This is a genomic window from Streptomyces arenae (assembly GCF_022343545.1).
GTDB lineage: Bacteria > Actinomycetota > Actinomycetes > Streptomycetales > Streptomycetaceae > Streptomyces > Streptomyces humi.
In genome coordinates this window covers 52,633-77,287 of the sequence record NZ_JAKQYH010000008.1, presented here as the reverse complement: position 1 = coordinate 77,287, position 24,655 = coordinate 52,633, and the positions used below count along the sequence as shown (strand labels likewise).

The 24,655-nt window shown below is 72.6% G+C and carries 20 protein-coding genes; 12 read left to right on the top strand and 8 right to left on the bottom strand.

What is annotated here, in order from left to right:
• Positions 1–233: 233 nt before the first annotated feature.
• From MB828_RS04350 to MB828_RS04340, 3 genes are all read left to right on the top strand, one after another.
• Positions 234–1,043, top strand: a complete 810-nt coding sequence (locus MB828_RS04350) for a DUF4142 domain-containing protein (protein WP_301646993.1) — start codon at positions 234–236, stop codon at positions 1,041–1,043.
• Between the two features lie 96 nt (positions 1,044–1,139).
• Positions 1,140–1,919 carry a TIGR04222 domain-containing membrane protein gene (locus MB828_RS04345; protein ID WP_133027697.1) on the top strand — a complete coding sequence of 260 codons (780 nt, stop codon included), beginning with the start codon at positions 1,140–1,142 and terminating at the stop codon, positions 1,917–1,919.
• 154 nt (positions 1,920–2,073) lie between these two features.
• Positions 2,074–3,714, top strand: coding sequence for an alpha/beta hydrolase (locus MB828_RS04340; RefSeq protein WP_301646992.1), 1,641 nt, complete (start codon positions 2,074–2,076; stop codon positions 3,712–3,714).
• A 14-nt stretch (positions 3,715–3,728) separates the two neighbouring features.
• On the opposite strand, the gene hemQ is transcribed toward MB828_RS04340, so the two are convergent.
• Positions 3,729–4,460: a hydrogen peroxide-dependent heme synthase gene (gene hemQ / locus MB828_RS04335; protein ID WP_301646991.1), complete on the bottom strand. Its 732-nt coding sequence runs from the start codon at positions 4,458–4,460 to the stop codon at positions 3,729–3,731.
• Between the two features lie 5 nt (positions 4,461–4,465).
• Complete coding sequence (gene hemG / locus MB828_RS04330; protein ID WP_301646990.1) at positions 4,466–5,917, bottom strand: protoporphyrinogen oxidase; 1,452 nt, start codon at positions 5,915–5,917, stop codon at positions 4,466–4,468.
• Between the two features lie 177 nt (positions 5,918–6,094).
• Between hemG and MB828_RS04325 the strand changes: the two genes are divergently transcribed.
• Both MB828_RS04325 and MB828_RS04320 read left to right on the top strand, forming a co-directional pair.
• Positions 6,095–6,994, top strand: a complete 900-nt coding sequence (locus tag MB828_RS04325; protein WP_301646989.1) for a DUF4349 domain-containing protein — start codon at positions 6,095–6,097, stop codon at positions 6,992–6,994.
• A gap of 27 nt (positions 6,995–7,021) precedes the next feature.
• Positions 7,022–8,410 (top strand): FAD-dependent oxidoreductase, encoded by a 1,389-nt coding sequence (locus MB828_RS04320; RefSeq protein ID WP_301646988.1) that lies wholly within the window; start codon positions 7,022–7,024, stop codon positions 8,408–8,410.
• A 67-nt stretch (positions 8,411–8,477) separates the two neighbouring features.
• Here the strand turns inward: MB828_RS04320 and MB828_RS04315 are convergent, their stop codons facing one another.
• The gene (locus MB828_RS04315) at positions 8,478–8,783 is read right to left on the bottom strand and encodes a hypothetical protein (protein ID WP_301646987.1); all 306 of its coding nucleotides are present in this window, start codon (positions 8,781–8,783) and stop codon (positions 8,478–8,480) included.
• A gap of 117 nt (positions 8,784–8,900) precedes the next feature.
• Here MB828_RS04315 and MB828_RS04310 point away from each other — a divergent pair, with 117 nt between their 5' ends.
• On the top strand, positions 8,901–9,725 hold the full coding sequence (locus MB828_RS04310; RefSeq protein WP_133027704.1) for a rhomboid family intramembrane serine protease: 825 nt from the start codon (positions 8,901–8,903) through the stop codon (positions 9,723–9,725).
• A 27-nt stretch (positions 9,726–9,752) separates the two neighbouring features.
• Here the strand turns inward: MB828_RS04310 and MB828_RS04305 are convergent, their stop codons facing one another.
• The 4 genes from MB828_RS04305 to hemE form a co-directional block, all read right to left on the bottom strand.
• Positions 9,753–11,042, bottom strand: coding sequence for a KAP family P-loop NTPase fold protein (locus MB828_RS04305; protein WP_301646986.1), 1,290 nt, complete (start codon positions 11,040–11,042; stop codon positions 9,753–9,755).
• A gap of 29 nt (positions 11,043–11,071) precedes the next feature.
• Positions 11,072–13,480 (bottom strand): NB-ARC domain-containing protein, encoded by a 2,409-nt coding sequence (locus MB828_RS04300; protein ID WP_301646985.1) that lies wholly within the window; start codon positions 13,478–13,480, stop codon positions 11,072–11,074.
• Positions 13,481–13,486: 6 nt separating this feature from the next.
• On the bottom strand, positions 13,487–15,397 hold the full coding sequence (locus tag MB828_RS04295) for an effector-associated domain 2-containing protein (protein ID WP_301646984.1): 1,911 nt from the start codon (positions 15,395–15,397) through the stop codon (positions 13,487–13,489).
• Positions 15,398–15,488: 91 nt separating this feature from the next.
• Positions 15,489–16,556 carry a uroporphyrinogen decarboxylase gene (hemE, locus tag MB828_RS04290; protein ID WP_301646983.1) on the bottom strand — a complete coding sequence of 356 codons (1,068 nt, stop codon included), beginning with the start codon at positions 16,554–16,556 and terminating at the stop codon, positions 15,489–15,491.
• Between the two features lie 109 nt (positions 16,557–16,665).
• On the opposite strand from hemE, the gene MB828_RS04285 reads away from it, so the two are divergent.
• The 3 genes from MB828_RS04285 (at position 16,666) to MB828_RS04275 (ending at position 19,783) form a co-directional block, all read left to right on the top strand.
• A complete protein-coding gene (locus MB828_RS04285) occupies positions 16,666–17,352 on the top strand; it encodes a DUF3000 domain-containing protein (RefSeq protein WP_301646982.1) in 687 nt (228 codons plus the stop codon).
• Positions 17,353–17,662: 310 nt separating this feature from the next.
• Positions 17,663–18,322, top strand: a complete 660-nt coding sequence (locus tag MB828_RS04280; RefSeq protein ID WP_005481878.1) for a helix-turn-helix transcriptional regulator — start codon at positions 17,663–17,665, stop codon at positions 18,320–18,322.
• Between the two features lie 180 nt (positions 18,323–18,502).
• A complete protein-coding gene (locus tag MB828_RS04275; RefSeq protein ID WP_301646981.1) occupies positions 18,503–19,783 on the top strand; it encodes a ribonuclease D in 1,281 nt (426 codons plus the stop codon).
• Here the strand turns inward: MB828_RS04275 and MB828_RS04270 are convergent.
• On the bottom strand, positions 19,780–20,601 hold the full coding sequence (locus MB828_RS04270; RefSeq protein ID WP_301646980.1) for a TetR/AcrR family transcriptional regulator: 822 nt from the start codon (positions 20,599–20,601) through the stop codon (positions 19,780–19,782). The two genes, MB828_RS04275 and MB828_RS04270, sit on opposite strands and share 4 nt — an antisense overlap.
• Positions 20,602–20,835: 234 nt before the next feature.
• Here MB828_RS04270 and MB828_RS04265 point away from each other — a divergent pair, with 234 nt between their 5' ends.
• From MB828_RS04265 to MB828_RS04250, 3 genes are all read left to right on the top strand, one after another.
• On the top strand, positions 20,836–21,003 hold the full coding sequence (locus tag MB828_RS04265) for a hypothetical protein (RefSeq protein WP_301646979.1): 168 nt from the start codon (positions 20,836–20,838) through the stop codon (positions 21,001–21,003).
• A 254-nt stretch (positions 21,004–21,257) separates the two neighbouring features.
• Positions 21,258–22,475 carry a thiolase family protein gene (locus MB828_RS04255; RefSeq protein ID WP_301646978.1) on the top strand — a complete coding sequence of 406 codons (1,218 nt, stop codon included), beginning with the start codon at positions 21,258–21,260 and terminating at the stop codon, positions 22,473–22,475.
• Positions 22,472–24,601 carry a 3-hydroxyacyl-CoA dehydrogenase NAD-binding domain-containing protein gene (locus MB828_RS04250; protein WP_301646977.1) on the top strand — a complete coding sequence of 710 codons (2,130 nt, stop codon included), beginning with the start codon at positions 22,472–22,474 and terminating at the stop codon, positions 24,599–24,601. The genes MB828_RS04255 and MB828_RS04250 overlap by 4 nt, the downstream gene beginning before the upstream one ends.
• Positions 24,602–24,655: the final 54 nt, after the last annotated feature.

The following is a 24,655-nucleotide window of genomic DNA, read 5'->3' as shown; positions in this document are numbered from 1 at the left end:
CACCCTCCCCCATCGCCCCAGCGGCACGACTGCCCGCGGCTGGATTGAAGACACGGCTGCACAGCACCCCGTCAGGGGCGCTGTGGGTCCCCCCGGCCAAAGGCTGGGGGAGGAACTGCGCGGCCAGCCCCCACCCGCCCGCAGCCGAACACCGGCGACGCTCCCTCGCCGAACCTCTCGGTAATATGCCAAGCCCGCACAGCGAAGCCACAGCCGTGCGTGCAGGAGGCATCATGCGAGCGCGTCCCCGGCCCCCCGTCCAAGGACGAGGCATATTCAGCGGTACCGGGCTGATCGTCACCGGTCTCGCGGCGACCATCGCCGCCCTGGTCTTCCCGGTCTGGTCGTACGCCGACCGCGCGGACCCGACCGGCGCGGTCAGCGTGCTCAGCGCGAAGACCGTGGCGACCCGGTACGGCCCGCTGTCCGAGCCGGACCGGGACTTCATCGTGAAGGTCCGGCTGGCCGGGCTCTGGGAACTGCCCGCCGGGCAGATGGCGGAGCAGAAGGGCACGACGGCAGCCGTACGAACGGCCGGGCAGCACCTGGTGGACGGGCACACCTCCCTCGACGCGCATGTCCGCAGCGTCGCCGCCCAGCTCGGCGTACCGCTCCCGAACCAGCCCAACGACCAGCAGCAGCAGTGGCTCGCCACCCTCGCCGGCGCCCAGGGCCAGGACTTCGACCGGCAGTTCGCGAACCTCGTGCGGCTGGCCCACGGCCGGGTCTTCTCGGTCGTCGCCCAGGTCCGCGCCGGCACCCAGAACACCCTGGTCCGCGAACTCGCCGACGACGCCAACAGCACCGTCCTCGACCACATCAAGGTCCTGGAGGCGACCGGCTTCGTCGACTTCTCCACGCTCGCGCGGCAGCTGGCGGTCACCCCCTCCCCCGCCTCCTCGCCACCGGTGTTCGCGCCGAGCGACGCGATCCCGGTCGCACCGTCCGCGACGCTGTCACCGGCGGCGACACCGTCGCCGTCGGCGCCGTACACCCTGCCGCCCGCCACCACCAGCCCGCCGCCGGCCTCCGACAGCCCCTGACCTGCGGGGCAAGCGGAACGTCACATACCCACAACACTCGGTCCGGAATGTGAACAGGGCATGGTGATTCGCAGGACCCTGGCATAGAAACGTGTCATGTTCTGGGTCCTTCTGCTGCTCCTGGCCTGGGCCGTCGCCGGTACCGCCTGCACCCGGCTGTGCCTGGCCGCCGTACGGTCGGCGGCCGCCGACGCGGACGCGGGCCGGGTACACGATCTGACGCTGTACGAGGCCGCGTTCCTGTCCGGCGGGCCCGCGCGGGTCGCCGATCTGACGCTGGTGTCGATGGCCCGGGAGCAGCGGCTGCTGCTCGCGCACACCGGCTGGGCGACCGTCGTGGACCCTCGGGGACGGGACGACATGGAGCGGTCGGTGATAGGGGTCATCGGGCCGGAGGGGCAGTCCCGGATAGCGCCGGTGCGCTCGGCCGCCGCCGACACGGACGCCGTGCGCGACCTCGGCGAGGGGCTGGTGCGGGCGGGGCTGGCGGTGCCCGACGCGGCGGCGCGGACGACCGTCGCGTCCGGCGTCCGGCAGGTCCGCGCCGCCGCGTTGGCCGTCCTCGGCCTCGGTGCGGCCGCGCTCGCCCTGCCCACCCCGACCGGGATGCCGCGTGACCTGGTCGCCGTCTGGTTCGCGCTGCCCCTCACCCTGACCCTGAGCTGTCTCGGCATCGCCCGGGTCGAGGTGCACCCGTACTCGCGCTGGGCCTCCCCGGCCGGACAGCGGCTGCTCGGCGTGCTGCACCGGCGGGCGAACCGTGCGGTCGACGACCACTCGCTGCTGGCCTCCGTCGCCGTCCGCGGGATCCGCGCGATCGGCGAGCCGGAGCTGCGTGCGGCCTTCGCACACCGGGACCAGCTGCCGCGGGAGTGAGCGGGGGCGCATCGGGGGCATTGGCGGCGACACCCGCCCGATGGTGCTTGCCTTCCCGGCCAACCGATCGAAATATCCCTTTTATTGCTGCCGTGCAGTCGCTGCGGTGCCCTTGCCGCCACGCCACCGCAGCCGTGCACCGAAGGGATACGCCATGAGAGCCCCCGCCCTGTACTCGGCAGCCGGGTCACTGATCCTGACCACGCTGGCGGCCGCCCCGGCCGGGAGCGCCGAGCGCGTCCCCGACACGGCCCGGGCCGCACTGCGCGGCACCGCGGTGGCCGCCGAACGCGCGCGTGCGGAGGGCATCGTCTTCGGCCGCTGCGCCGCCGCCCTGGAGTTCCCCGACACCTTCCAGTGCGGCACCCTGAGCGTTCCGCTGGACTACGCGCACCCGGACGGCAAGCGGATCAAACTGACCGTCAGCCGGGTCCGGGCCACCCACAAGGACCCGCACAACAGCAAGCGCAGGGTGCCGCGGCAGGGCGCCCTGGTCTACGACCCGGGCGGCCCCGGCGCCTCCGGCATGAGCTTCCCGATGGTCGGCGTGCTGCCCGAGTGGAAGCGGATCGCCGCCGCCTACGACCTGGTCGGCTACGCCCCGCGGGGTGTCGACCGTTCGGCACCGCTGTCCTGTGTGGATCCCAAGCACTTCTTCAAGGCACCGTCACAGTCGCCGACGCACCCCTCCGAGTCGTACAAGAAGGCCCGGATCAAGGAGGCGAAGGCGTACGCGAAGGGCTGTCTGAAGCGGTCCGGGAGCAAGCTGCGCCACTACACCTCCCTCAACAACGCCCGTGACCTGGACGTGCTGCGGGCCGCGCTCGGCGAGAACCGGCTGACGTTCATGGGCGCCTCGTACGGCACCTACTTCGGCGCGCTGTACGCGACCCTGTTCCCCTCCCACGTACGGCGGATGGTGCTGGACTCGGCGGTCAACCCGGACCCGGCGCAGATCTGGTACCGCAACAACCTGGAGCAGTCGGCCGCGTTCGAGAGCCGCTGGGCGGACTACCGGGAGTGGATCGCCAGGCACAACGACGTGTACGGGCTCGGCGGCACGCCCGCGAAGGTGCAGGCGAGCTACGACCGGGCGAGCAGGCGGCTGGCGGGCAGGGCGGCCGGCGGGAAGGTGGGCCCGGCGCAGTTGCAGGGCGCGTTCCTGTCCGCCGGGTACTACGACGACTACTGGCCGAGCCGTGCGGAGGCGCTGTCGAAGTACCTGAAGGGGGACCCGAAACCGTTGATCCGGCTGGCCGCGCCGGCACCGGACTCGGCCGCCGCGGCGGAGAACGGCAACGCCGTCTACACGGCCGTCGAGTGCAACGACGCGCATTGGCCGGCGGACTGGAAGACCTGGGACCGGGACAACACCCGGCTCGCGCGGGTGGCGCCGTTCGAGACCTGGGACAACGCCTTCATGAACCTGCCGTGCGCGTACTGGCCGGTGCCCCGGCAGAAGGCCCTCGACGTGCGGACGGGCCCCGGTGAGCTGCCGCCGACCCTGATCCTCCAGGCCGAGCGGGACGCGGCCACGCCGTACGCGGGAGCGCTGGAGATGAACCGGCGGCTCGCCGGCTCGGTGCTGGTGACCGAGCGGGACGCGGGCACGCACGGTGTCGGCGGCGGGCCCAACAAGTGCGTCAACGGGTATCTGGAGGCGTACCTGCTGGAGGGCCGGCTCCCCGAGCGGCGCGCGTCCTGCGCCGGGCACGCGGAGCCGAAGCCGACGGCCGGCCCGGCCGGGCGGAAGACCCTGCGGGACTCCCTGAAGGGCAAGGCCGGCCGGCACTGAGCCGGCGGACGGTCTCAGGCGAGGCCCGCGACCAGGTCCGCGACGTCCTTGCGGCGGCCCGTGTAGAACGGGACCTCCTCGCGGACGTGCCGGCGGGCCTCGGAGCCGCGCAGGTGGCGCATGAGGTCGACGATGCGGTACAGCTCGTCGGCCTCGAAGGCCAGCACCCACTCGTAGTCGCCCAGGGAGAACGAGGCGACGGTGTTGGCGCGCACGTCCGGGTAGCCGCGGGCCATCTTGCCGTGGTCCGCGAGCATCCGGCGGCGGTCCTCGTCGGGCAGCAGGTACCAGTCGTACGAGCGCACGAACGGGTACACGCTGACGTAGTCGCGCGGCGTCTCGTCGGCGAGGAACGCCGGGATGTGCGAGCGGTTGAACTCGGCGGGGCGGTGCAGCGCCATGTTCGACCAGACCGGCTCCAGGGCACGGCCCAGCCGGGTGCGGCGGAAGAGGTTGTACGCCTCCTGGAGCTGGTCGCTGGTCTCGGCGTGCCACCAGATCATCAGATCCGCGTCGGCACGCAGGCCGGACACGTCGTAGGTGCCCCGGACGGTCACGTCCTTGGCGGCGAGCTGGTCGAACAGCTCCTGGACCTCGTCGGCGTAGCCCGTGCGGTCCTCCGGCAGCACGTCCTTCAGCTTGAAGACGGACCACAGGGTGTAGCGGATGACCTCGTTGAGGTCCTTGGCCAGCTTGCCCTTGTTCGGGATCCTGCCGGACTCGGTGGTGGGGGCGTCGTCACTCATGGTCCCTATTCTCCCGCTCCGCCGTGGAGACTCTGCACCGGGTTGGCCGTCAGCTCCTCGACCCCGCCGAGGTCGCCCGCCAGCTGGTCGACCGCCGCGTACGCGCTCGCGACGCAGGCGGGGATGCCGACGCCGTCGTACTGCGCGCCGCACACCGCGAGCGCCGGCAGCCTGCCGACGTGCTCACGGATCCGGGCCACGCGCGCGTGGTGGCCCACGGGGTACTGGGGCAGGCCGTCGGTCCAGCGGGTGACGCGGGTCTCCAGTGGCGTGGCGGTCAGACCGGTGGCCTCGCGGAGGTCGTGCCGGGAGACGTCGACGAGGCCGGCGTCGTCGCGGCCGAGGACGGCCGTCTCGCCGTACCGGCCGACCGAGGTGCGCAGGACGACCACGTCCGGGTCCTCGTCGCCGATCCAGCCCCACTTGCGGGAGGCGAAGGTGGACGCCTTGATGGTCCGGCCGTCGACCGGCGGGACCAGGAAGCCGCTCCCGGCGGGCAGGTCCGCGTCGGCACGGCGGTAGGCGAGGGTGATCAGGGCCATGGAGGCGTACTCGATCGCGCGCAGTTCGGCGGCGGCCGCCGGCGACTCGGCGGCGAGCAGGGCGGCGGCGGCCGGGGCGGGGACGGCGACGATCACGGCGTCCGCGTGCAGCACCCGGTCGCCGGTGACCACCCGCCAGCCTCCGGTCGCCCTGCGCAGTTCCGTCACGGGCGCCCCGGTCAGGATCTCGCCGCCGCGCGCCCGTACCGACTCGGCCACCGCGAGCGGCAGGGTGCCCACCCCGCCCTCGACGCCCATGAACACCGGGCCCGTCTGCTGGTTGGCGGCCGCCTTCGCCTGGATCTCGCGGACCGCCTCGGTCAGTGAGACGTGGGTCTTCGCGGCCTGGTAGAGCTGCGGGACCGCCGAGCGCAGTGAGATCCGGTACGCGTCGCCCGCGTAGACCCCGCCGAGCAGCGGCTCGACGAGCCGGTCGACGACCTCCCGGCCCAGCCGCGCGGCCACGTACTCCCCCACCGCCACGTCGTCGCCGACCTCGGTGCGGGGCAGGTCGGCGTCGCGCTCGATGCGGGCGAGGCCCTCCTCGGACAGTACCCCGGAGAGCGCCGCCGCGGTGCCGGGGACGCCCATGACATGGCCCTTGGGCATGGGCCGCAGGGCGCCCCGGGTCCAGATCGAGGCGGTGGCGGTGGCCGGCGGCCGGAGCCGTCCGGCGAGGCCGGCCTCGCGCGCGAGGGCGACCGCCTCGGGCCGGCGGGCCAGCATCGACTCGGCGCCCAGGTCGACCCGCACGCCGGCGATCTCCCCGGGGAGCAGCTTCCCGCCGACGCGCCCGGCGGCCTCCAGCACGGTCACCCGCGCGCCGCGCGCCAGCAGCCGGTGGGCCGCGGCCAGCCCCGCGATCCCGGCCCCGATGACGACGACATGCCCGCTGCCCGTACCCGTTCCGCTCATGACCACCACTCTCTCAGACCCCGCCGGCCCGCCTTTCCCGGCCCACCGGCGCCCCCGCCCCGGCCCGGTGACCCGCCCGCGTCCGGACCGTGACCGCAACGGGACCGTCCCCGCCAAACGTTCCGCCCCGTCCCGGCGTCGAAGGAGCGTCAGTCACCGAGACCCCCGGGGGAATCCATGCGCCATCCCGTACGACCCGCCCTCGCCGGCGTCCTGCTCGCCGCCGTCCTCGTCCTCACCGGCTGCGGCGCGGGCGGCGACGGCGGCGACGGCTCCGCCGGCGAATCCAAGGCCGACGCGGGCAGCGCGGCCCGGGCGGCGGGTGCCGCCGGTGCCAAGGACAGCGGCGGCAAGCGGCCCGCCACGACCACGCCCGGCCTCACCGCCGACCGCATCATCCGCACCGCCTCCCTGACCGTCCAGGTCAAGGACGTGCCCAAGGCCCTCGACGAGGCCCGGACCACGGCCGAGGACGCCGGCGGCTACGTCGGCGACGAGACGACCAGCCGGGACTCAGCGGGGCACGAGCACACCCGGGTGGTCCTGCGGGTGCCCACCGAGCGCTACGACGAGGTGCTCACCGGTCTCCAGGGCGCCGGCAAGCTGCTCGACCGCACCGCGAAGGCGCAGGACGTCACCGACCAGGTGGTGGACGTGGACAGCCGGATCAGGTCGCAGCGGGCCAGCGTGGCCCGGGTCCGCGAGCTGATGGACCGGGCGGCCGGACTCAGTGACGTGGTCACCCTGGAAGGGGAGTTGAGCAGCCGGGAGGCCGATCTGGAGGCCCTCCTCGCCCGGCAGGCGTCCCTGAAGGACCGCACCTCCCTGGCCACCGTCACGCTGTCGCTCACGCAGACGCCGGCGCACCGGGCCGCGCGGGACGACACGCCCGGGTTCGTGGACGCGCTGTCCGGCGGCTGGCACGTGTTCGTCACCATGCTGCGCTGGATCGCCCTGGCGCTGGGCGCGGCCCTGCCGTTCGCGGCCCTGGCGGGCCTGGTGGCACTGCTGTGGTGGAAGGCGCCGCGCCGGCGCCGTACCTCCGCCGGGCCCGAGAGCGGACCTGAGCGGGCCTGAAGTGGCCGCGCCCCGTAGCGTGTTCACATGAGCATGAGCGGTGGGCGGGAACGACTGGTCGTGATCGGCGGGGACGCCGCGGGAATGTCCGCGGCGTCCCAGGCGCGCCGGCTGCGGGGACCGGACGAGTTGGAGATCGTGGCCTTCGAACGCGGCCACTTCAGCTCCTACTCGGCGTGCGGCATCCCGTACTGGGTCGGCGGTGACGTGGCGGAGCGGGACCAGCTGATCGCCCGGTCCCCCGCCGAGCACCGCGCCCGCGACATCGACCTGCGGATGCGCACCGAGGTCACGGAGATCGACACGGCCGGGAGGCGGGTGCGCGCGCGTGCCGTCGACTCCGGCGCGGAGTCCTGGACGTCGTACGACAAGCTCGTCATCGGGACCGGCGCGCACCCGATCCGCCCGGACATGCCGGGCTCGGACGCCCCGGGGGTGCACGGCGTGCAGACCCTCGACGACGGGCAGGCCCTCCTGGACACGCTGGCACGCACGCGTGGCCGTCGCGCGGTCGTCGTCGGCGCCGGCTACATCGGTGTGGAGATGGCCGAGGCGCTGATCAACCGGGGTTACGAGGTGACGGTCGTCAACCGCGGCAGCGAGCCGATGTCCACGCTCGACCCGGACATGGGCCGGCTGGTGCACAAGGCCATGGAGGGCCTCGGCATCACGATGGTCAACGACACCGAGGTCACCGAGGTGCGCACCGGAGCGGACGGCAGGGTGCGGGCGGTAGCGACGGAGGACGCCGAGTACCCGGCGGACGTGGTGATCCTCGGTATCGGCGTCCGGCCCGAGACCCGCCTCGCCGAGGCGGCGGGCCTGCCGCTGGGCGCCCGCGGCGGCCTGCTGACCGACCTGGCGATGCGGGTGCGCGGCCACGAGGACATCTGGGCGGGCGGCGACTGCGTGGAGGTCCTGAACCTGGTCTCGGGCCAGGAGCAGTACATCCCGCTGGGCACCCACGCCAACAAGCACGGGCAGGTCATCGGCACCAACGTGGGCGGCGGTTACGCCACCTTCCCGGGGGTCGTCGGCACCGCGGTGAGCAAGGTCTGCGACCTGGAGATCGCCCGCACCGGTCTGCGCGAGAAGGACGCCCTGCGCGTGGGCCTGCGGTTCGAGACGGTCACCATCGAGTCCACGAGCCGCGCCGGCTACTACCCCGGCGCCAGCCCGATGACGGTCAAGATGCTGGCGGAACGCCGCACGGGCCGGCTGCTGGGCGTGCAGATCGTGGGCCGGGAGGGCGCGGGCAAGCGGGTCGACATCGCGGCGGTCGCCCTGACCGCCGGCATGACGGTGGAACAGATGACGGCTCTGGACCTGGGCTACGCCCCGCCGTTCTCACCGGTGTGGGACCCGGTCCTGGTGGCGGCGAGGAAGGCGGCGACCAAGGTGCGCGACGCTCACTGAAGCGCCCCTTCAGGGGCGCGGGGAACTGCGCGACCAGCCACAGCGCACCCGCACCCCGCAACGCGCCCTAAGCAGTCCCACTGATCCGCGGCAGCGAAGTGACCCCCGCCCCTCCCGGCGCTGCCGCGGCGGCAGCGGGCTGCTCCGCCCCGGGACGGGCGTGCGCCGCCGCCGGCCGCGTCGACCGCAGCCGGCTGCTCACGGCCTCGTCCAGCGTCACCGGCCGCTGCATCTGCGCCGCCAGCCGCCCGGCCTCCTGACCGAGCCGTGCCACGTCTTCCCAGGGGAGCCGCACGACGAGGGAGATCTCCGCCTCTCCGTCGGGCAGAGCCTGCATGGGAGGGAACGCCTGAGGAGCAACCCGCTCGTTCATCGCCTGTCCTTACGTCGCCTGAACCGGACTCGGTTTCACAGACATACGCACGCGACCGGGCCGACGTTCACATCATCGCCCCGCTTTGGTTCCGTACTCCCTGGGCACTACTTACCTGTGGTCATCCCCGTTCATGACGTGAACCCGGTGCGTCGCACGCCGTACGTGACGTACGCGCTGATCGCCGCGAACGTCCTCGTGTTCCTGTTCACGCCCGGCATAGCCGGTTCCGTGGCCGGGGGCAGCGATCTGTCGCAGCTGTGTCATCTCCAGGCCTTCATGGACCACTACGCGGCGGTCCCCCGAGAGCTGATCCACCATCAGCTGCCCCAGGTCGTCCCGACCGGGCAGGTGGGCGTGGGCCGCGGCGGGCCCGGCTGTGTCGTCGGCCCGCCCGCCTACGACAAGTCGCCGGCGCTGTCCGTCTTCACGGCGATGTTCCTGCACGGCAGCTGGCTGCACCTGCTGGGCAACATGCTGTTCCTGCTGATCTTCGGCAACAACGTCGAGGACCGGATGGGGCACGTCCGGTTCTTCCTCTTCTACGTCTTCTGCGGCTACGCGGCCGGTTATGGCTTCGCCCTCCTGAACGCCTCGTCGGGCGACCCGCTGATCGGCGCCTCCGGCGCGATCGCCGGTGTCCTGGGCGCCTACCTGGTCCTCTACCCGAAGGCGCGGGTGTGGGTCCTGGTGCCCTTCCTGGTCTTCCTGCCGCTACGGCTGCCGGCCTGGCTGGTGCTGGGCTTCTGGTTCGTGCTCCAGGCCGTGTACTCGTCCGGCGAGGGCGTCTCCGACGCGGGCACCGTGGCGTACGCGGCGCACATCGTCGGCTTCCTGGTGGGCATGGTGCTCGCCTGGCCGCTCAAGCCGGGCACGCCCCCGCCGCCGGAGCCACGCGGCCTGCTGTTCGGCAGGCGGGCGCGGCCCCGGCACGGCTGGTGAGACCGGCCGGTCCGGCGGCGGGGTTCCTCAGGCGTCCGGCTCGCCGAGGCCGTCGGGGCCGGCTGCGGCGTGCAGGGTGCTGATCATGGAACGGACGGTCTCGGCGGAGGGCGGCGGCACCGCGTCGATCCCGCCCGCGGCCAGCAGCCCCTCGAGCGTCCGGTTGGCCTGGAAGGGTGCCAGCTCCTCGGGCAGAGCGCTCCGGTACCGGTTGATCTCGCGGGAGTCGGCCGCGTCCCGCACGTTCCGGAAGTAGGACGCCAGGGTGTCCCACGACGTGGGGTCGGCCGCGAGGACGTGGAAGAAGTCCCGGTGCCGGCTGCGGATCACCAGGAGGGCCGCCAGCTGAAGGGGGTAGACCCGGTCCGGCCCGATGCCGCCGGCCTGGGCGACGCGCACCTCCATCGCCATGTTGAAGACGTTCACGAACCGCTTCAGCCGCCGGGGGTTCGCGCCCAGGCCGCGCTGGAGCAGCCGCCAGAAGGCATGGCCCCTGGCCTCCTGGTGCACCCACGGCGCGAAGGCCTCGCGCAGGGTGTCGAAACCGACGTCCGGGAGGAAGAACGGCAACTGGACGATCTTGTCCAGGTAGGCGAGTCCGGACACCACCTCGGCGGGCGCGCTCTTGAACGCGTCGCCGAACTTGTTGGTGGCGACCGCGGCCAGCACGTCCAGGTCCAGGGCGAGGACGAACACGCACTGGGACTCGCCGAGGAACAGCTTGAGCGACTCCAGCACGGTCATCGCCGAGTCCGGGGTGCAGCGGTCCAGGTCGTCGACGAAGACCACCAGCCGTCCCTCGGCGCCCACGAACTCCCGTACGGCGTCCCGGAAGTCGTTCTCGAACCGGTTGATCTGGCGGTACTGCTCGGCATCCCCCCTGGACAGCTCGGTGAGCAGGGAGTCGACGTCACCGCTCTTGATCACCCCGCCGGTGGCCACGGTGGCGGCCGTGCCGAGTCCGGCGCGCACGGAGAGCCAGGTGGCGGCCTTGGCGAGCCGCAGGGCCTTCTCCTTCAGACCCTCCTCGTTCTCCATCTCGGCCAGGATGGTGTGCAGCAGGGCCGCCCACACCTCGACCTTGCGGTCGTACTTCCACGGGTTGAACCAGATGGTGCGCACGTCCCGCTCCACCAGCCGCCGCTGCCACAGCCGCAGGAAGCTGGACTTGCCGGTGCCCCAGGAGCCGAACACGCCGACGGTGAGCGGCAGCGGCGTCGCCTGTTCGACGGCGCGGTGCAGCACGTCCACGTAGGGCTCGAACTCGAAGGCGTCGTCGGCGAAGTCGGAGATGGGGTTGTCGGTCAGCGGACGCAAGGCGGCTCCTTCGGTCGTACGGAGGTGGTTCAGGGCTCTCCCGGCGGTGTGCCGGCGTGGGTGCGCAGGAAGGCGACGAGCGGGTGTCCGGTGTCGAGGTGGCGGCTCCAGGAGTCGAGGACGATGCGGGCGCGGGAGGCGGCGAGCCTGGTGTCACCGACGGCCGCATGGTGCTTGATCACGGCGGCGACCAGCTCGCCGGCGGCCTCGGGCCCGGCGTCCACGGCCGTGGGCAGGCTCAGCCGACGGGCGATCTCGGCCATCCGGCCGCGGCCGGAGGACGTGGTGGGATCGGCGGGCAGCGCCGCCGAGAGCAGGCCGAGCGCGGCCTGCTCGGCCAGCCGAAGCTGGTTGGGCGTCATCACCACGCCCCGCATCACCATCTGCAGGACGGGGTGCACCTCGACCGGTCCGCCCCGTTCGTAGGTGGCCAGGTCCTTGGCGTCCAGCCGCAGCAGGGCCATGTGGAGGCGGACCTTGTCGTGCAGCACACCGCCGTCGCCGGCCGAGGGGGCCGACTCGGTCGCGGCGGACAGCAGTCCGAACGAGAGGGGGCCGGTGCCGAGGCAGCTGAGCACCCTCAACAGTTCGGGGGCGTGGCCGTCCTCGCCGGCGTCCGCGTCCGCGACCAGCTCCGCCACGGCCTGTTTCCAGACGCCGGCGAGGTTCACGTCGTAGTCGGTGAGGTCGTGGTGCAGCAGCAGATCGGCGCAGAGTTCGTCGAAGTCCGCGAGGTGCTCGGTGACGTCGAGGGGGCCCTTGGCCAGGGAGTGGCCGAGGTGGATGAGGAGGGGCGGCAGACCGCCGGCGCGTTCGGCGACGGCGGCCCCCTCCTCTCCGGTGAGCCAGGGTGCCCGCGCCCGCAGCAGGGCGAGGCTGTCCTCGGGGCTCAGCCCGTCCACGCGCAGCGGATGTGCCGTCTCCTCGGTCCAGCTGACATGGCGGCTGGTGATCAGGATGTGGCCGGCGCCGAGCGGCAGCAGGGAGGCGAGTGTGGCCGGCGGGTCGGCGTTGTCCAGGACGAGCAGCCAGCCGCGGTCGACGCGGCCGGAGCGCAGCCGGTCGAGGACGCCGGCCACCGGCACGCGGCCGTCGGGCCCCGGTGGGACGGACAGCTCGTCGCCGAGCCGGGCCAGGGACTCGGCCAGGGTCCGGGCGTCGCGGGCCTCGCTCCACCAGACGAAGTCGTACTCGTCGCAGTGGTTGTGGGCGTACTTCAGCGCGACCTGGGTCTTGCCGATGCCCGCCATGCCGTGCAGCACGCACAGCCCGTCGCTGTCGGAGCGGTGCAGGGTCTCGTGGATGTCGGCGAGCAGTTTCCCGCGGCCGGTGAAGCGGCGGTTGGGGTCGGGCAGCGCCGTGCGGACCCGCAGCCCGGAACCGGCACGGCCGGTGGGCTCCGGGGACCGGGCGTACTCCCCGCGCAGCACGGACGACGGGTCCGGGCGCGTGTTCCGGGCCGAGACCGCCGGCGGCAGCAGCCTCATGGCCAGGTCCCGGGCGCGCCGCCGGTCGAAGTGGGTCAGCCTGTCGTCGAGCAGCTCCGCCGCCCCGTCGAGCAGGACGTAGGCGTACTGGGGGGCGACGTCCCGGTCGCGTTCGGCCGCACGGACCAGGAGGCCGCTGTGCAGGACCTCCGGCACGGCCTCGTCCGCCTCCGGCAGCAGGCGGCGCTGCATGGCGTACATCAGGTGGAGGGTGACGAGCGGGGAGACCGTCAGCAGAACGGCGAGTTGGACGGCCGCGGTACCGGCGGCCTCCCGGAGCGTCTCGATGAGGGCGGCCGGGTCGGTCGCCGGGGCGGGGACCGTGAAGCCGTCCCAGGTGCCGGGGTCCATGCCGCTGGGTATCCCGTGGCCCTCGTACCAGTCGGTCGCCGGGCCGGCCACCAGGCGTGCCCAGTTCTCGATGGACCGGCTGTCCTCCAGGTCGAGCACGGGAACGGCGCTCGGCGCGTGCAGTCCTGCCGCCACCTCCAGGCTGCCCGGCTGCAGACCGCACTCCAGCCAGGCGGTGGGGGTGGCGGGGCGGGGCGCCCGCCACCGGAACGGGGCGAGGCGGACACCCGCATGGTGCCGCAGCTCCGGAGGCAGCGGCTGGAGTACGGCGGTCGCGCCGGTCCGGCACCAGTGGTCGAGCAGTCCGGCCGCGCGGCCGTCCCGCCAGGCCGCCTCCACCAGGTTGCTGACCAGCAGCACGACCTGCTTCCCGGGGTGCGGCATGCCGGTGTCCCCGGTCGGCAGCGGGCCCGGTGCGGAGGTGTCCACCGTCTGGACCCGGAGCTCCTCGAACGGCGCCTGCCCCAGCGCTTCCCGCAGGTCGTCGACGGTCCGGCGCCACAGCTCCATCGAGGGTGCCCGGTCCAGCACCAGGGTCAGGGTGAGGTACGGAGTGCCCTCGAAGGGGTGCAGCGCGCGCAGCAGCGTGCTCGGGTTCACCGGGCATCACCCGCTGTCGGGGGAGACGAGCGGTTCGTCCTTGGGCAGCGGCCGGTCCGGGTCGGCGAAGAGCAGACTCACCCGGTCGCCGGTGCCGGTCGTGTGCTGGCGGATCCGCCAGGACCGCACCGCGTCCGGGATCTCCTCCAGGGACACCGTGCGGGCCAGTGCCGTCAGCGCCTCCTCCGCCGCGGGCGACGCGTCACGCGACCGGATCAGCACCGGCACCCCTTGCAGGAGGCAGGCGGCGACCACGTCCCCCCTGGGCGGGAAGGCCAGTCCGGCGGCGTCCAGCAGCAGCACCCGGCCGTCCACGCCGTCCACCCAGCGCGGGCCGCGCCGGCCCGCGGGGGTCTCCTTCAGCCGCCGCCACCACGCGTGCCAACGGCCGTGCAGGTCGACGCGGGCCTCCAGTTCGGCGGCCCGCACGACGACGGTGCGTCGCGTGCCCAGCGGACGCCGCAGGTCGCCGTCGAACGTGTCCAGTTCGTCGACCGGGAGGTCCAGCAGCCGGTACGGCAGCACGAACTCGACCTGTCCTGCCGAGTCGGAGGGGGCGTTTCTCTCGTGTCCCTCGACCGTGCGCAGCGCCGCCTCGATCGCGGGCATCAGCCGCTCGTGCGGTACCTCGTCGGCGGTCCACAGCATCGTGGTGCCGTCCGCCGCGCGGACCGACGCCGTCACCCAGTAGGCGGCCGCGTCCCAGGGGCGGTGGGCCACTCTGATGACGAGGACCGGTGGCTCGGTCGTGGGCCCCGGCCGTCCTGCGATGCCGAGCCGGGCCGCCACCGATCGCTGCCAGGTGTCCAGTCCCGCACCGGCCTCCCCCGGCACCGAGTGGGCGAGCCGCGAGACGAAGTCCAGCAGGGCGGGCGGACCGCCGGGCGGGGCCCCGCGGTTCTCGAGGTCCCGCACGCGGTCGAGGAGAGCGACGCGGCCGGAGAGTTCCGGCCGGGTGAGCAGTCCCTGAAGGGTCCGGCGCTCGTGGGCGAGCAGCAGCGACGGGGCCGCGACCTTGTCCACCAGGGCCCCGAACGCCTCCACCTCCGAGCTGCCGGGGTCGAACACCCGCAGCACCTCGACCAGCAGCCGCAGGTCCTCCGGGCGGCGCGTGAACTGTCCGACCAGGTCCAGGGCCGCGAGCCGGGTCGTGGCGCCCGGTCTCAGGTCGACCCCGGGGACCTCGCGCCGTACTTCCCGGGCGAACAGCTCGTACGTCCACCGGTCGTGCATCACGGGTACGGCCAGCAGGGCCTCCGCCAGCTCCCCGCGCTCGCGCAGGGTGAGTCCGCCGTCCCACCCGGGTTCCGTACCGGGGCTGTGCGGGCCGGGGAGGAGAAGCCGCTCCGCGATCGCGGCCAGGGGCAGGAAGGGGCCGGTGCGGGGCGCGGTGCCGGTGGTCCGGACGGCGGTGAGGAGACCGACCACGGCGCCCTTGTCGTCGACCACCGGGCTGCCGCTGCTGCCCGGTCGCGGTACCGCCCGGTCGAAGGCCAGCAGACCCCAGCCGTCGGGCTCGTCCGGCCCGGGCAGTGCCTCGACGACGGCGGGCAGCACCGCGTCCGGGGTGATCACCCGGACCCGGCCGGTGAGGCGGGCCCCGCCGACCCGGAGAACGGTGTCGGGCCGGGCGTCCAGGCTGAGGAGCGCGAAGTCGCCGCCCTGGTCCCGGCGCGGCACCCAGCCACCGGGCATCACCCGGGCGGGCAGCGGCTCCTCGGTGGGGTGCCGCAGCACCCGCAGCCGGCCCCGTGGGGTGCTCTCCCGGTGCGCGTCCGCGCCCAGTGCGTCGGCCACCACATGGGCGCAGGTCAGTACCAGCCCATGGGCGATCAGGAGACCGGAGCCGGCCGGCCGGGTCGCGTCGCCCTGGACGCGGACCGGCCAGGGCTCGTGCTCCCCCGACTCCCCCGGCACGGTGTCCCCCTCCCCGTTCGCGAAGATTATGCGGCCGGGGACGGGTCCGCGTCAGTGGATCTGCGGCAACAGAACGACGGGAAGGGGTACCTCAGCGGGTGCTCTCGGTGTGCACGAACTCGACGAGCCGGGTCAGCGCGTCCGGGTCGGTGGACGGCATCACGCCGTGTCCGAGGTTGAAGACGTGGCCCTCGAGACCGGCGGCCGCGTCGAGGACCTCGCGCGCCTTGGTCTCCACCGCCTCCTTGCCGGCGAACAGGACGGCCGGGTCGAGGTTGCCCTGGAGCGTCTTGCCGGGGCCGATCCGGCGGGCGGCCTCGTCGAGCGGGACGCGGTAGTCGACGCCGACCACGTCCGCGCCGGCCTCGCCCATGAGCTTCAGCAGTTCGCCGGTGCCGACACCGAAGTGGATGCGCGGGACGCCGTACCCGGAGACGGCGTCGAAGACCTTCGCGGAGGCGGGGAGGACGGAGCGCCGGTAGTCGGCGGGGGCCAGCGCGCCGGCCCAGGAGTCGAAGAGCTGGACGGCGGAGGCGCCGGCCTCGATCTGCACCTTCAGGAACCCGGCCGTGATGTCGGCGAGGCGGTCGAGCAGGTCGGCCCAGAGCTCGGGGTCGCCGTACATCATCGCCTTGGCGTTCTCGTACGTGCGCGAGGGGCCTCCCTCGATCAGGTAGCTCGCGAGGGTGAAGGGGGCGCCGGCGAAGCCGATCAGCGGGGTCGGGCCGAGCTCGGCGGTGAGCAGGCCGATCGCCTCGGTGACGTAGGAGACGTCCTCGGGGGTGAGGTCACGGAGCTGGGCGAGGTCGGCGCGGGTGCGGATCGGGTGCGCGACGACCGGGCCGACGCCGGGCTTGATGTCGAGATCGATGCCGATGGCCTTGAGCGGGACGACGATGTCGCTGAAGTAGATCGCCGCGTCCACGCCGTGCCGGCGCACGGGCTGGAGGGTGATCTCGGCGACCAGCTCGGGCCGCGTGCAGGACTCCAGCATCGGGACGCCCTCGCGCGCCTTGTGGTACTCCGGCAGCGAACGGCCGGCCTGCCGCATGAACCACACGGGGGTGTGCGGCACGGGTTCACGCCTGCACGCCTTCAGGAAGGCACTGTCGTACGTCGCTGTCGGCTGCTGGCCCGCGGGGCTTCCGTTCGCACTCACGACGGCAAGTCTCCCATGCCCCGGAGACCGGCTCCGCCGCGCCCTTTACTGGGGCCTTAGGTGGTGTCTCTCCCTGCGCGAAGGCGTCGTTCCCCTTACTCTTCCCCGCATGGCTGCGGCTCAGGGACGACTGTCGGACGGCGCTGGCGGGATGGGCGAGGGTAAGGACACCGGGGAGGGTGACGGGCATACGGGGAGTACGGCGCCACCGCCGCCGTCGGCCTTCCGGGCCGCGGTCGACGCGCTGCGCGGCGCCCGGCTGCGGCCGCAGGTCGAGGTGGAGCCGACACCGGCGCCGCAGCGCCTCGCGCCGTTCGCGTACGCCCTGGAGGCGGCGGTGGTCGACGGCGACCAGGACCTCGCCGACGGCCGGCTGGTGCTGCTGCACGACCCCGCCGGCCACGACGCCTGGCGCGGTACGTTCCGGCTGGTCACGCTGGTGCGGGCGGAGCTGGAGCCGGAGATGGCGGCCGATCCGCTGCTGCCGGACGTCTGCTGGTCGTGGCTGACCGGCGCGCTCCAGGCGCGGGGACTCTCGTACGGGGAGCCCAGCGGGACCGTCACGCGGGCGAGTTCGCACTACTTCGGCGGGCTGTCCGAACGCCCGGCCGCCTCGCAGATCGAGATCCGGGCCTCCTGGACGCCCAGGGAGGGCCGGGCCGGCGTGCCGGACACCGCGGCGCACCTCGCCTCCTGGTGCGACCTGCTGGCGCAGGTGGCGGGGCTGCCGCCGGCCGGCCCCGGCGACGCCTCGGTGGTCACCCTCCCGCAGCGCCGTGACCCGGAGGCGCGCTGATCCGTCCACGAAGGCCCACGAAGGTCCCGTCGACGAAGGTCCCGTCCACGAAGGTCCCGTCGACTCACCCTTCATTGACCATCCCTTTGTCGATACGGCCACTTTCTGTCCCGTACGGCAACGGCCCGAACCGATTCGATCTTCGGATGATCGATCGCGTGTCCGAATTGCACGTATTGTTACTCACCAGATCGTGATCTTTCTCTAAAGGCGGACGGGTTTGCTGCCGAAGACGACTGTGACCTTGAAAGCACGGTTCGTCCCGGCTTCTTCCCCCCAAGCCGGCCCCGTCCCCCACCCAGGAGGCCTGGTGTCCGTTCTCCTTGAGCAGCCCGCAAGCCTGGTCGCCTACCGCCCGAACAAGCCCACCGCCATGGTGGTCGTGGCCGACCCCCGAGTCCGCTCCACCGTCACCCGTCACCTGTGGGCGCTCGGTGTGCGCGACGTCATCGAGGCCTCGTCCATCGCGGAGGCTCGTCCCCGCATCGGCAACCCCCGCGACATCTGCGTCGCCGACGTCCACCTGCCCGACGGCTCCGGCCTGACCCTCCTCTCCGAGACCCGCGCCGCGGGCTGGCCCAACGGCCTGGCCCTGTCCGCCGCCGACGACATCGGCGCCGTGCGCAACGCCCTGGCCGGCGGCGTCAAGGGCTACGTCGTCACCGGCACCCGTACCAACATCGGGCTCCCCACCCGACCCGGTGCGGCCCCCATCGGTTCCGCCGCCCGCATGCACCGCCGTCCCCCGGGTGCCCCGAGCCACCCGGGTGGCTACCGCGAACTCTCCGGCCGTGAGGTCGAGGTGCTCCGACTGGTCGCCGAGGGCCAGTCGAACAAGGCGATCGGCGTCTCGATGGGACTGTCCGCCCTGACCGTCAAGAGCCACCTGGCACGGATCGCCCGCAAGCTCGGCACGGGCGACCGGGCCGGCATGGTCGCGGTGGCCCTGCGCACCGGCATCATCCACTGACCCGCCGTTGATTCAGTGACGTGAACCGGATCGGCCGCCGACCCGGTGTCGCGTCGTACCCCGTTGTCCCCCGTTCGTGCATCTGATCTTTCACCGACCTGACTGGTTTACGACCCTCCGGCGCCCGTCGACGGAACGTTCCGTCGACGGGCGCCGTCCACACACAGATACCCTTGACATGTGACCGACGCCCAAGAGACCGCAGCAGACAGTTCACTGCGCACCACCGGGGGCACTCCCCCGGACGACGCCGAGTCTTCTGCGACGGAGGCGCCGATCCCTCTGCTGGAGCCGCGCGAGGGCATCCCGCCCGTGGTCACGGACGAGGCCGCGCTCGCGCGCGTGATCGCCGCGTTCGCCGCCGGCTCGGGTCCGGTGGCCGTCGACGCCGAGCGGGCGTCCGGCTACCGCTACGGGCAGCGCGCCTACCTCGTCCAGCTGCGCCGCGAGGGCGCCGGGACCGCGCTGATCGACCCGGTCGCCTGCCCCGACCTCTCCGGGCTCGGCGAGGCGCTGGCCGGCGTCGAGTGGGTGCTGCACGCGGCCACCCAGGACCTGCCCTGTCTGCGCGAGATAGGCATGCTGCCCAGCAGTCTGTTCGACACCGAACTGGCCGGCCGGCTCGCCGGTTTCCCGCGGGTCGGGCTCGGCGCGATGGTCGAGGGCGTCCTCGGGTTCGTGCTGGAGAAGGGGCACTCCGCCGTCGACTGGTCGACCCGCCCGCTGCCCGAGCCGTGGCTGCGGTACGCGGCGCTGGACGTCGAGCTGCTCGTGGACCTGCGGGACGCCCTGGAGAAGGAGCTGGAGCGGCAGGGCAAGCTGGAGTGGGCCCGGCAGGAGTTCGACGCGATCGCGGCGGCGCCGCCGGCGGAGCCCCGGAAGGACCCCTGGCGGCGGACGTCCGGGATGCACAAGGTGCGGCGGCGCCGGCAGCTGGCCGTGGTGCGGGAGCTGTGGGAGACGCGGGACCGGATCGCGCAGAAGCGGGACGTCTCGCCGGGCAAGGTGCTCAGTGACACGGCGATCGTGGAGGCGGCGCTCGCGCTGCCGCCGAACGTGCACGTCCTCGCCGGGCTGAACGGGTTCGGGCACCGGATGGGCCGGCGCCAGCTGGAGCAGTGGCAGACCGCGGTCGACCGGGCCAGGGCGCTCCCCGACAGCGCGCTGCCGCAGCCCGGGCAGCCGGTGACCGGACCGCCGCCGCCGCGGGCGTGGGCCGACAAGGATCCCGCCGCGGCGGCCCGGCTGTCCGCGGCGCGGGCCGCGGTGTCGGCGCTGGCAGAGGAGCTCAACATGCCGCAGGAGAACCTGATCACGCCGGACACGGTACGGCGGCTCTGCTGGGAGCCGCCGCGCGTGGTGGACGCGGAGTCGGTCGCGGACGCGCTGGTGGCCTACGGAGCCCGCCCGTGGCAGATCGAACAGGTGACCCCGGCCCTACTGACGGCCCTGTCCGCCTAGCCCGCCACCGGATCACCGTCGGGATCGGGGTCCGGGGCGGCGTACGGGGCCGGACCAGAGCCCGGTTCCGGGGCGGAGTCCCGTTCCGGGGCGGAGTCCCGTTCCGGGGATGGGTCCGGTTCCGGGGATGGGTCCGGTTCCGGGGATGGGTCGGGGGTGGTTTTGAGGAACGCGGTGTAGAGGTGGTTGCCTCGGTTCACCGAGAGGTCCAGCTCGGGCAGGATCTCCGGGACCGCGATCGCCGTCACCAGGTTGCGGTACATGCGTGACACCCGCGCCTCCACGTTCCCCAGGTGCCGGTCGAGGGTGTGGGAGATCAGCACGGTGCCGGCCCAGTTCCCGGCGATCTGGTGGGCCTGCTCCGCCACGTCGACGAAGGGCTTCAGCTCGCCCCGCCGCCGGGCCTCGGCCAGCTGCCCGGTGTTGAAGACGATCCAGTCCGGCCACGGGGTCCCGTAGGTCTCCGGCGCGTTGCTGTGGAACGACAGCATCAGGGCGGCCTGAAGCGCGCTCTCGTGGGAGATGCGGTACGCCAGGATCATGCCGATGTCGATCACTTCCTGGAGCATGAGCCGCTGCTCCCGCAGCCCGTCCATGCTCAGCGTGTCCTCCATGATGGCGGTCGCCACGTCGAGCTTCCCGCCGGGGAAATGCCGGTAGAAGGCCCCCTTGCTCGTCCGTGCGGCCGTGATCAGGTCGCTGACCGAGGCCCCTTCGTAGCTTTCCGTCACGAACAGCGCGCCGGCGGTGTCGAGGATCCGCTGCCGGGTGTCGATGGCGCGCTGCTGCCGGCGTCTTGGCCTGCGCGGGTTGCTCATTCACTCTCACCTTCGAGATTCCCGGCTAAGGAATACCAGACGCGATGTCTGCTTGACGCCACCGTACGCGGGGTTCCAGACTCGGCGACGACAGAACAGACCGAACAGTCCCTTCTGGCGCCGCCCGGAGTGAAGCCGCACGGACGCATCGCCGTTTTCGCATGGCAGGCCGGTCATCGCAGAGTGGACCGTTCGGTCCCGACAAGGCCCTTTGAGGACAGCTGAGGACAGCCCATGACCGAATGGCCCCCGCCTGCCGCCGCCGATGCGCCGTCCACGGCCACGCGGAACACCCACATCCTGGAGCTGGGCGCACGGCGCGAGGAGCAGCCGCACAACGCCGCGCCGCCCGTCCCCGCCGGGGCGGCTCATCGCGTGGCGCCCCGCGTGAAGCCGCAGTAGCCCGCCGAGATGATTTTCCCAGTGCGCTCCGCACGGTCCGCGGCAGCGGAACAGGGACGTCGAGATCACGCCAAGGTTCTCGAACGGCATGCACAGGGGCGGCGGGGCGCTCCACCACGGGCCCTTCTCGTGTGACCTTCGCCGCTCCCGGCGTCAGGGGTGGGCAGTTACGTTACTGATAAGTAGCAYGGGTCCTGAGCGCGCGCTCAGCGCATCGCAGCAGTGCCATCCCGCACCCTGGAGGAGAGCCAATCGTGCCTCGTACCGTCAGGGATGTCGTCTTCGTCGACGGCGTCCGTACCCCGTTCGGCAAGGCGGGCCCGAAGGGCATCTACCACGAGACCCGTGCCGACGACCTCGTCGTGAAGGCGATCCGGGAGCTGCTGCGCCGCAACCCCGGTCTGGACACGAAGAAGATCGACGAGGTCGCCATCGCCGCGACCACGCAGATCGGTGACCAGGGTCTGACCATCGGCCGTACCGCGGGCATCCTCGCGGGCCTGCCGACCTCCGTGCCGGGTTACTCCATCGACCGGATGTGCGCCGGCGCCCTGACCGCCGTCACCACGGTCGCCGGTTCCGTCGCCTTCGGCGCGTACGACGTCGCCATCGCCGGCGGTGTCGAGCACATGGGCCGCCACCCGATGGGCGAGGGCGTGGACCCGAACCCGCGGTTCGTCAGCGAGAAGCTGGTCGACGAGTCAGCGCTGTTCATGGGCATGACCGCCGAGAACCTGCACGACCGCTACCCGGCGATCACCAAGCAGCGCGCGGACGAGTACGCGGTGCGCTCGCAGGAGAAGGCCGCCAAGGCGTACGCCAACGGCAAGATCCAGCAGGACCTGGTGCCGATCTCGGTGCGCCGGACCAGCCCGGAGGGCGGCGAGACCGGCTGGGGTCTGGTCACCGCCGACGAGCCGATGCGGCCCGGCACGACGCTGGAGAGCCTCTCCGGTCTCAAGACGCCGTTCCGTGTGCACGGGCGGGTCACCGCCGGTAACGCGGCCGGTCTGAACGACGGTGCGACCGCCTCGATCATCGCCTCCGAGGACTTCGCCCGCGAGAACGACCTGCCGGTGAAGATGCGTCTCGTGGCGTACTCCTTCGCGGGCGTGGAGCCGGAGGTCATGGGCTACGGTCCGATCCCGGCCACGGAGAAGGCCCTCGCGCAGGCGGGGCTCAGCATCTCCGACATCGGTCTCTTCGAGATCAACGAGGCCTTCGCCGTGCAGGTGCTGGCCTTCCTGGAGCACTACGGCATCGCGGACGACGACGAGCGCGTCAACCAGTACGGCGGCGCCATCGCCTTCGGTCACCCGCTGGCCTCCTCGGGTGTGCGTCTGATGACGCAGCTGGCCCGCCAGTTCGAGGAGCAGCCGAACGTCCGCTACGGCCTGACCACCATGTGCGTCGGCTTCGGCATGGGCGCCACGGTCATCTGGGAGAACCCGCACTTCGAGGGGGACAAGTGAGCACCACCGCCGAGCTTCTGAAGCAGGCCTCGGACCTGTTCCCCGACGAGGTCGTGACGTCGGCGCACGTACGCCACTTCGACCTGCCGTCCGGGGCCGGCCGCTTCGCGCTGATCACCCTGGACAACGGCCTGGACCACACCAAGCCGACCACCTTCGGCCCGGCCTCGCTGGCCAACCTCAACACCGCGATCGACCAGGTGGAGAAGGAGGCCGCCGAGGGCGCGATCGTCGGTGTCGGCATCACCGGCAAGCCGTTCATCTTCGCGGTCGGCGCCGACCTCAAGGGCGTCGAGCTGCTCAAGGAGCACGAGCACGCGCTCGCCATCGGCAAGGGCGGTCACGAGGTCTTCAAGCGCCTCGCGGGCCTCGCGGTGCCGACCTTCACGTACTACAACGGTGCCGCCATGGGCGGTGGCGTCGAGGTCGGTCTGCACTGCACGTACCGGACCGTGTCCAAGGCCATCCCGGCGTTCTCGCTGCCCGAGGTCTTCCTCGGTCTGGTCCCGGGCTGGGGCGGCTGCGCGCTGCTGCCGAACCTGATCGGCGCCGACAAGGCCGTCTCGGTGATCATCGAGAACAGCCTCAACCAGAACAAGCAGCTCAAGGGCCAGCAGGTCTTCGACCTGGGTATCGCCGACGCCCTCTTCGAGGGTGCCGACTTCCTGGAGCAGTCGCTGATCTGGACCGCCCAGGTGCTGAAGGGCGAGATCGAGGTCGAGCGCCCGGTGATCGACCGCGGTGAGGCCTGGGACCAGGCCGTCGCGCGCGGCCGGTTCATCGCAGACTCCAAGGTGCACGGCGCCGCGCCGGCCGCCTACCGCGCCCTGGACATCATCGCCGCCGCCAAGAACGGCGACCTCCAGCAGGGGTACGACGCCGAGGACCAGGCCCTCGCCGACCTGATCATGGGCGGCGAACTCCGCGCCGGCATCTACGCGTTCAACCTGGTGCAGAAGCGCGGCAAGCGTCCGGCGGGTGCGCCCGACAAGAACCTGGCGCGGCCGGTCACCAAGGTGGGTGTCGTGGGCGCGGGCCTCATGGCCTCGCAGCTCGCGCTGCTCTTCCTGCGCCGCCTGGAGGTGCCGGTCGTGCTGACCGACATCGACCAGGAGCGCGTCGACAAGGGTGTGGGCTACGTGCACGCCGAGATCGACAAGCTGCTCGGCAAGGGCCGCATCAACCAGGACAAGGCCAACCGCCTCAAGGCCCTGGTCACCGGTGTGCTGGACAAGGCCGAGGGCTTCTCCGACGCGGACTTCGTCATCGAGGCCGTGTTCGAGGAGATCGGCGTCAAGCAGCAGGTGTTCGCGGAGGTCGAGGCGGTCGCCCCGGCGCACGCGATCCTCGCCACCAACACCTCCTCGCTGTCGGTGACGGAGATGGCGTCGAAGCTGAAGAACCCCGAGCGGGTCGTGGGCTTCCACTTCTTCAACCCGGTCGCGATCCTCCCGCTTCTGGAGATCGTGCGCGGCGAGCAGACCGACGACGCGTCGCTGGCGACCGCGTTCGCCGTCGCCAAGAAGCTGAAGAAGACCGCGGTCCTGGTGAAGGACGCCCCGGCGTTCGTCGTGAACCGCATCCTCACCCGCTTCATGGGCGAGATCCAGAACGTCATCGACGAGGGCACCCCGGTCGAGGTCGCGGAGAAGGCGGTCGAGCCCCTGGGCCTGCCGATGTCCCCGCTGGTCCTGCTGGAGCTGGTCGGACCCGCCATCGGCCTGCACGTCTCGGAGACCCTCAACCGGGCCTTCCCGGACCGCTTCACGGTCTCCCCGAACCTCGCCGCCGTCGTCAAGGCGGGCAAGCGCGGCTTCTACGTGTACGACAGCGGGAAGCCGGAGCTGGACCCCGAGGTCGCCGCGCTGCTCAAGCAGGGTGACGTGGTCCTCTCCGAGGAGCAGGTCCGTGACCGTGTCCTGGACGCCGTCGCCCAGGAGATCGGGCTGATGCTCGACGAGGGTGTCGTCGCCGAGGCGCAGGACATCGACCTGTGCCTGATCACGGGCGCCGGCTGGCCCTTCCACCTGGGCGGCATCACGCCGTACCTGGACCGCGAGGGTGTCTCGGAGCGCGTGAACGGCAAGAAGTTCCTGGCCCCGGGCGTGGCGTCGGTTCCGGCGTAACGGCCGGACAAGCCGGAGGGGGCCGCCGCGGTGACGCGGCGGCCCCCTCGTTCC

What these genes read in the sequence shown, in the direction of transcription:
- MB828_RS04350 (WP_301646993.1), top strand. Translation starts at nt 234, where the DNA reads ATGCGAGCGCGTCCCCGGCCCCCCGTCCAAGGACGAGGCATATTCAGC.
- MB828_RS04345 (WP_133027697.1), top strand. Translation starts at nt 1,140, where the DNA reads ATGTTCTGGGTCCTTCTGCTGCTCCTGGCCTGGGCCGTCGCCGGTACC.
- MB828_RS04340 (WP_301646992.1), top strand. Translation starts at nt 2,074, where the DNA reads ATGAGAGCCCCCGCCCTGTACTCGGCAGCCGGGTCACTGATCCTGACC.
- hemQ (WP_301646991.1), bottom strand. Translation starts at nt 4,460, where the DNA reads ATGAGTGACGACGCCCCCACCACCGAGTCCGGCAGGATCCCGAACAAG.
- hemG (WP_301646990.1), bottom strand. Translation starts at nt 5,917, where the DNA reads ATGAGCGGAACGGGTACGGGCAGCGGGCATGTCGTCGTCATCGGGGCC.
- MB828_RS04325 (WP_301646989.1), top strand. Translation starts at nt 6,095, where the DNA reads ATGCGCCATCCCGTACGACCCGCCCTCGCCGGCGTCCTGCTCGCCGCC.
- MB828_RS04320 (WP_301646988.1), top strand. Translation starts at nt 7,022, where the DNA reads ATGAGCATGAGCGGTGGGCGGGAACGACTGGTCGTGATCGGCGGGGAC.
- MB828_RS04315 (WP_301646987.1), bottom strand. Translation starts at nt 8,783, where the DNA reads ATGAACGAGCGGGTTGCTCCTCAGGCGTTCCCTCCCATGCAGGCTCTG.
- MB828_RS04285 (WP_301646982.1), top strand. Translation starts at nt 16,666, where the DNA reads ATGGCTGCGGCTCAGGGACGACTGTCGGACGGCGCTGGCGGGATGGGC.
- MB828_RS04270 (WP_301646980.1), bottom strand. Translation starts at nt 20,601, where the DNA reads ATGAGCAACCCGCGCAGGCCAAGACGCCGGCAGCAGCGCGCCATCGAC.
- MB828_RS04265 (WP_301646979.1), top strand. Translation starts at nt 20,836, where the DNA reads ATGACCGAATGGCCCCCGCCTGCCGCCGCCGATGCGCCGTCCACGGCC.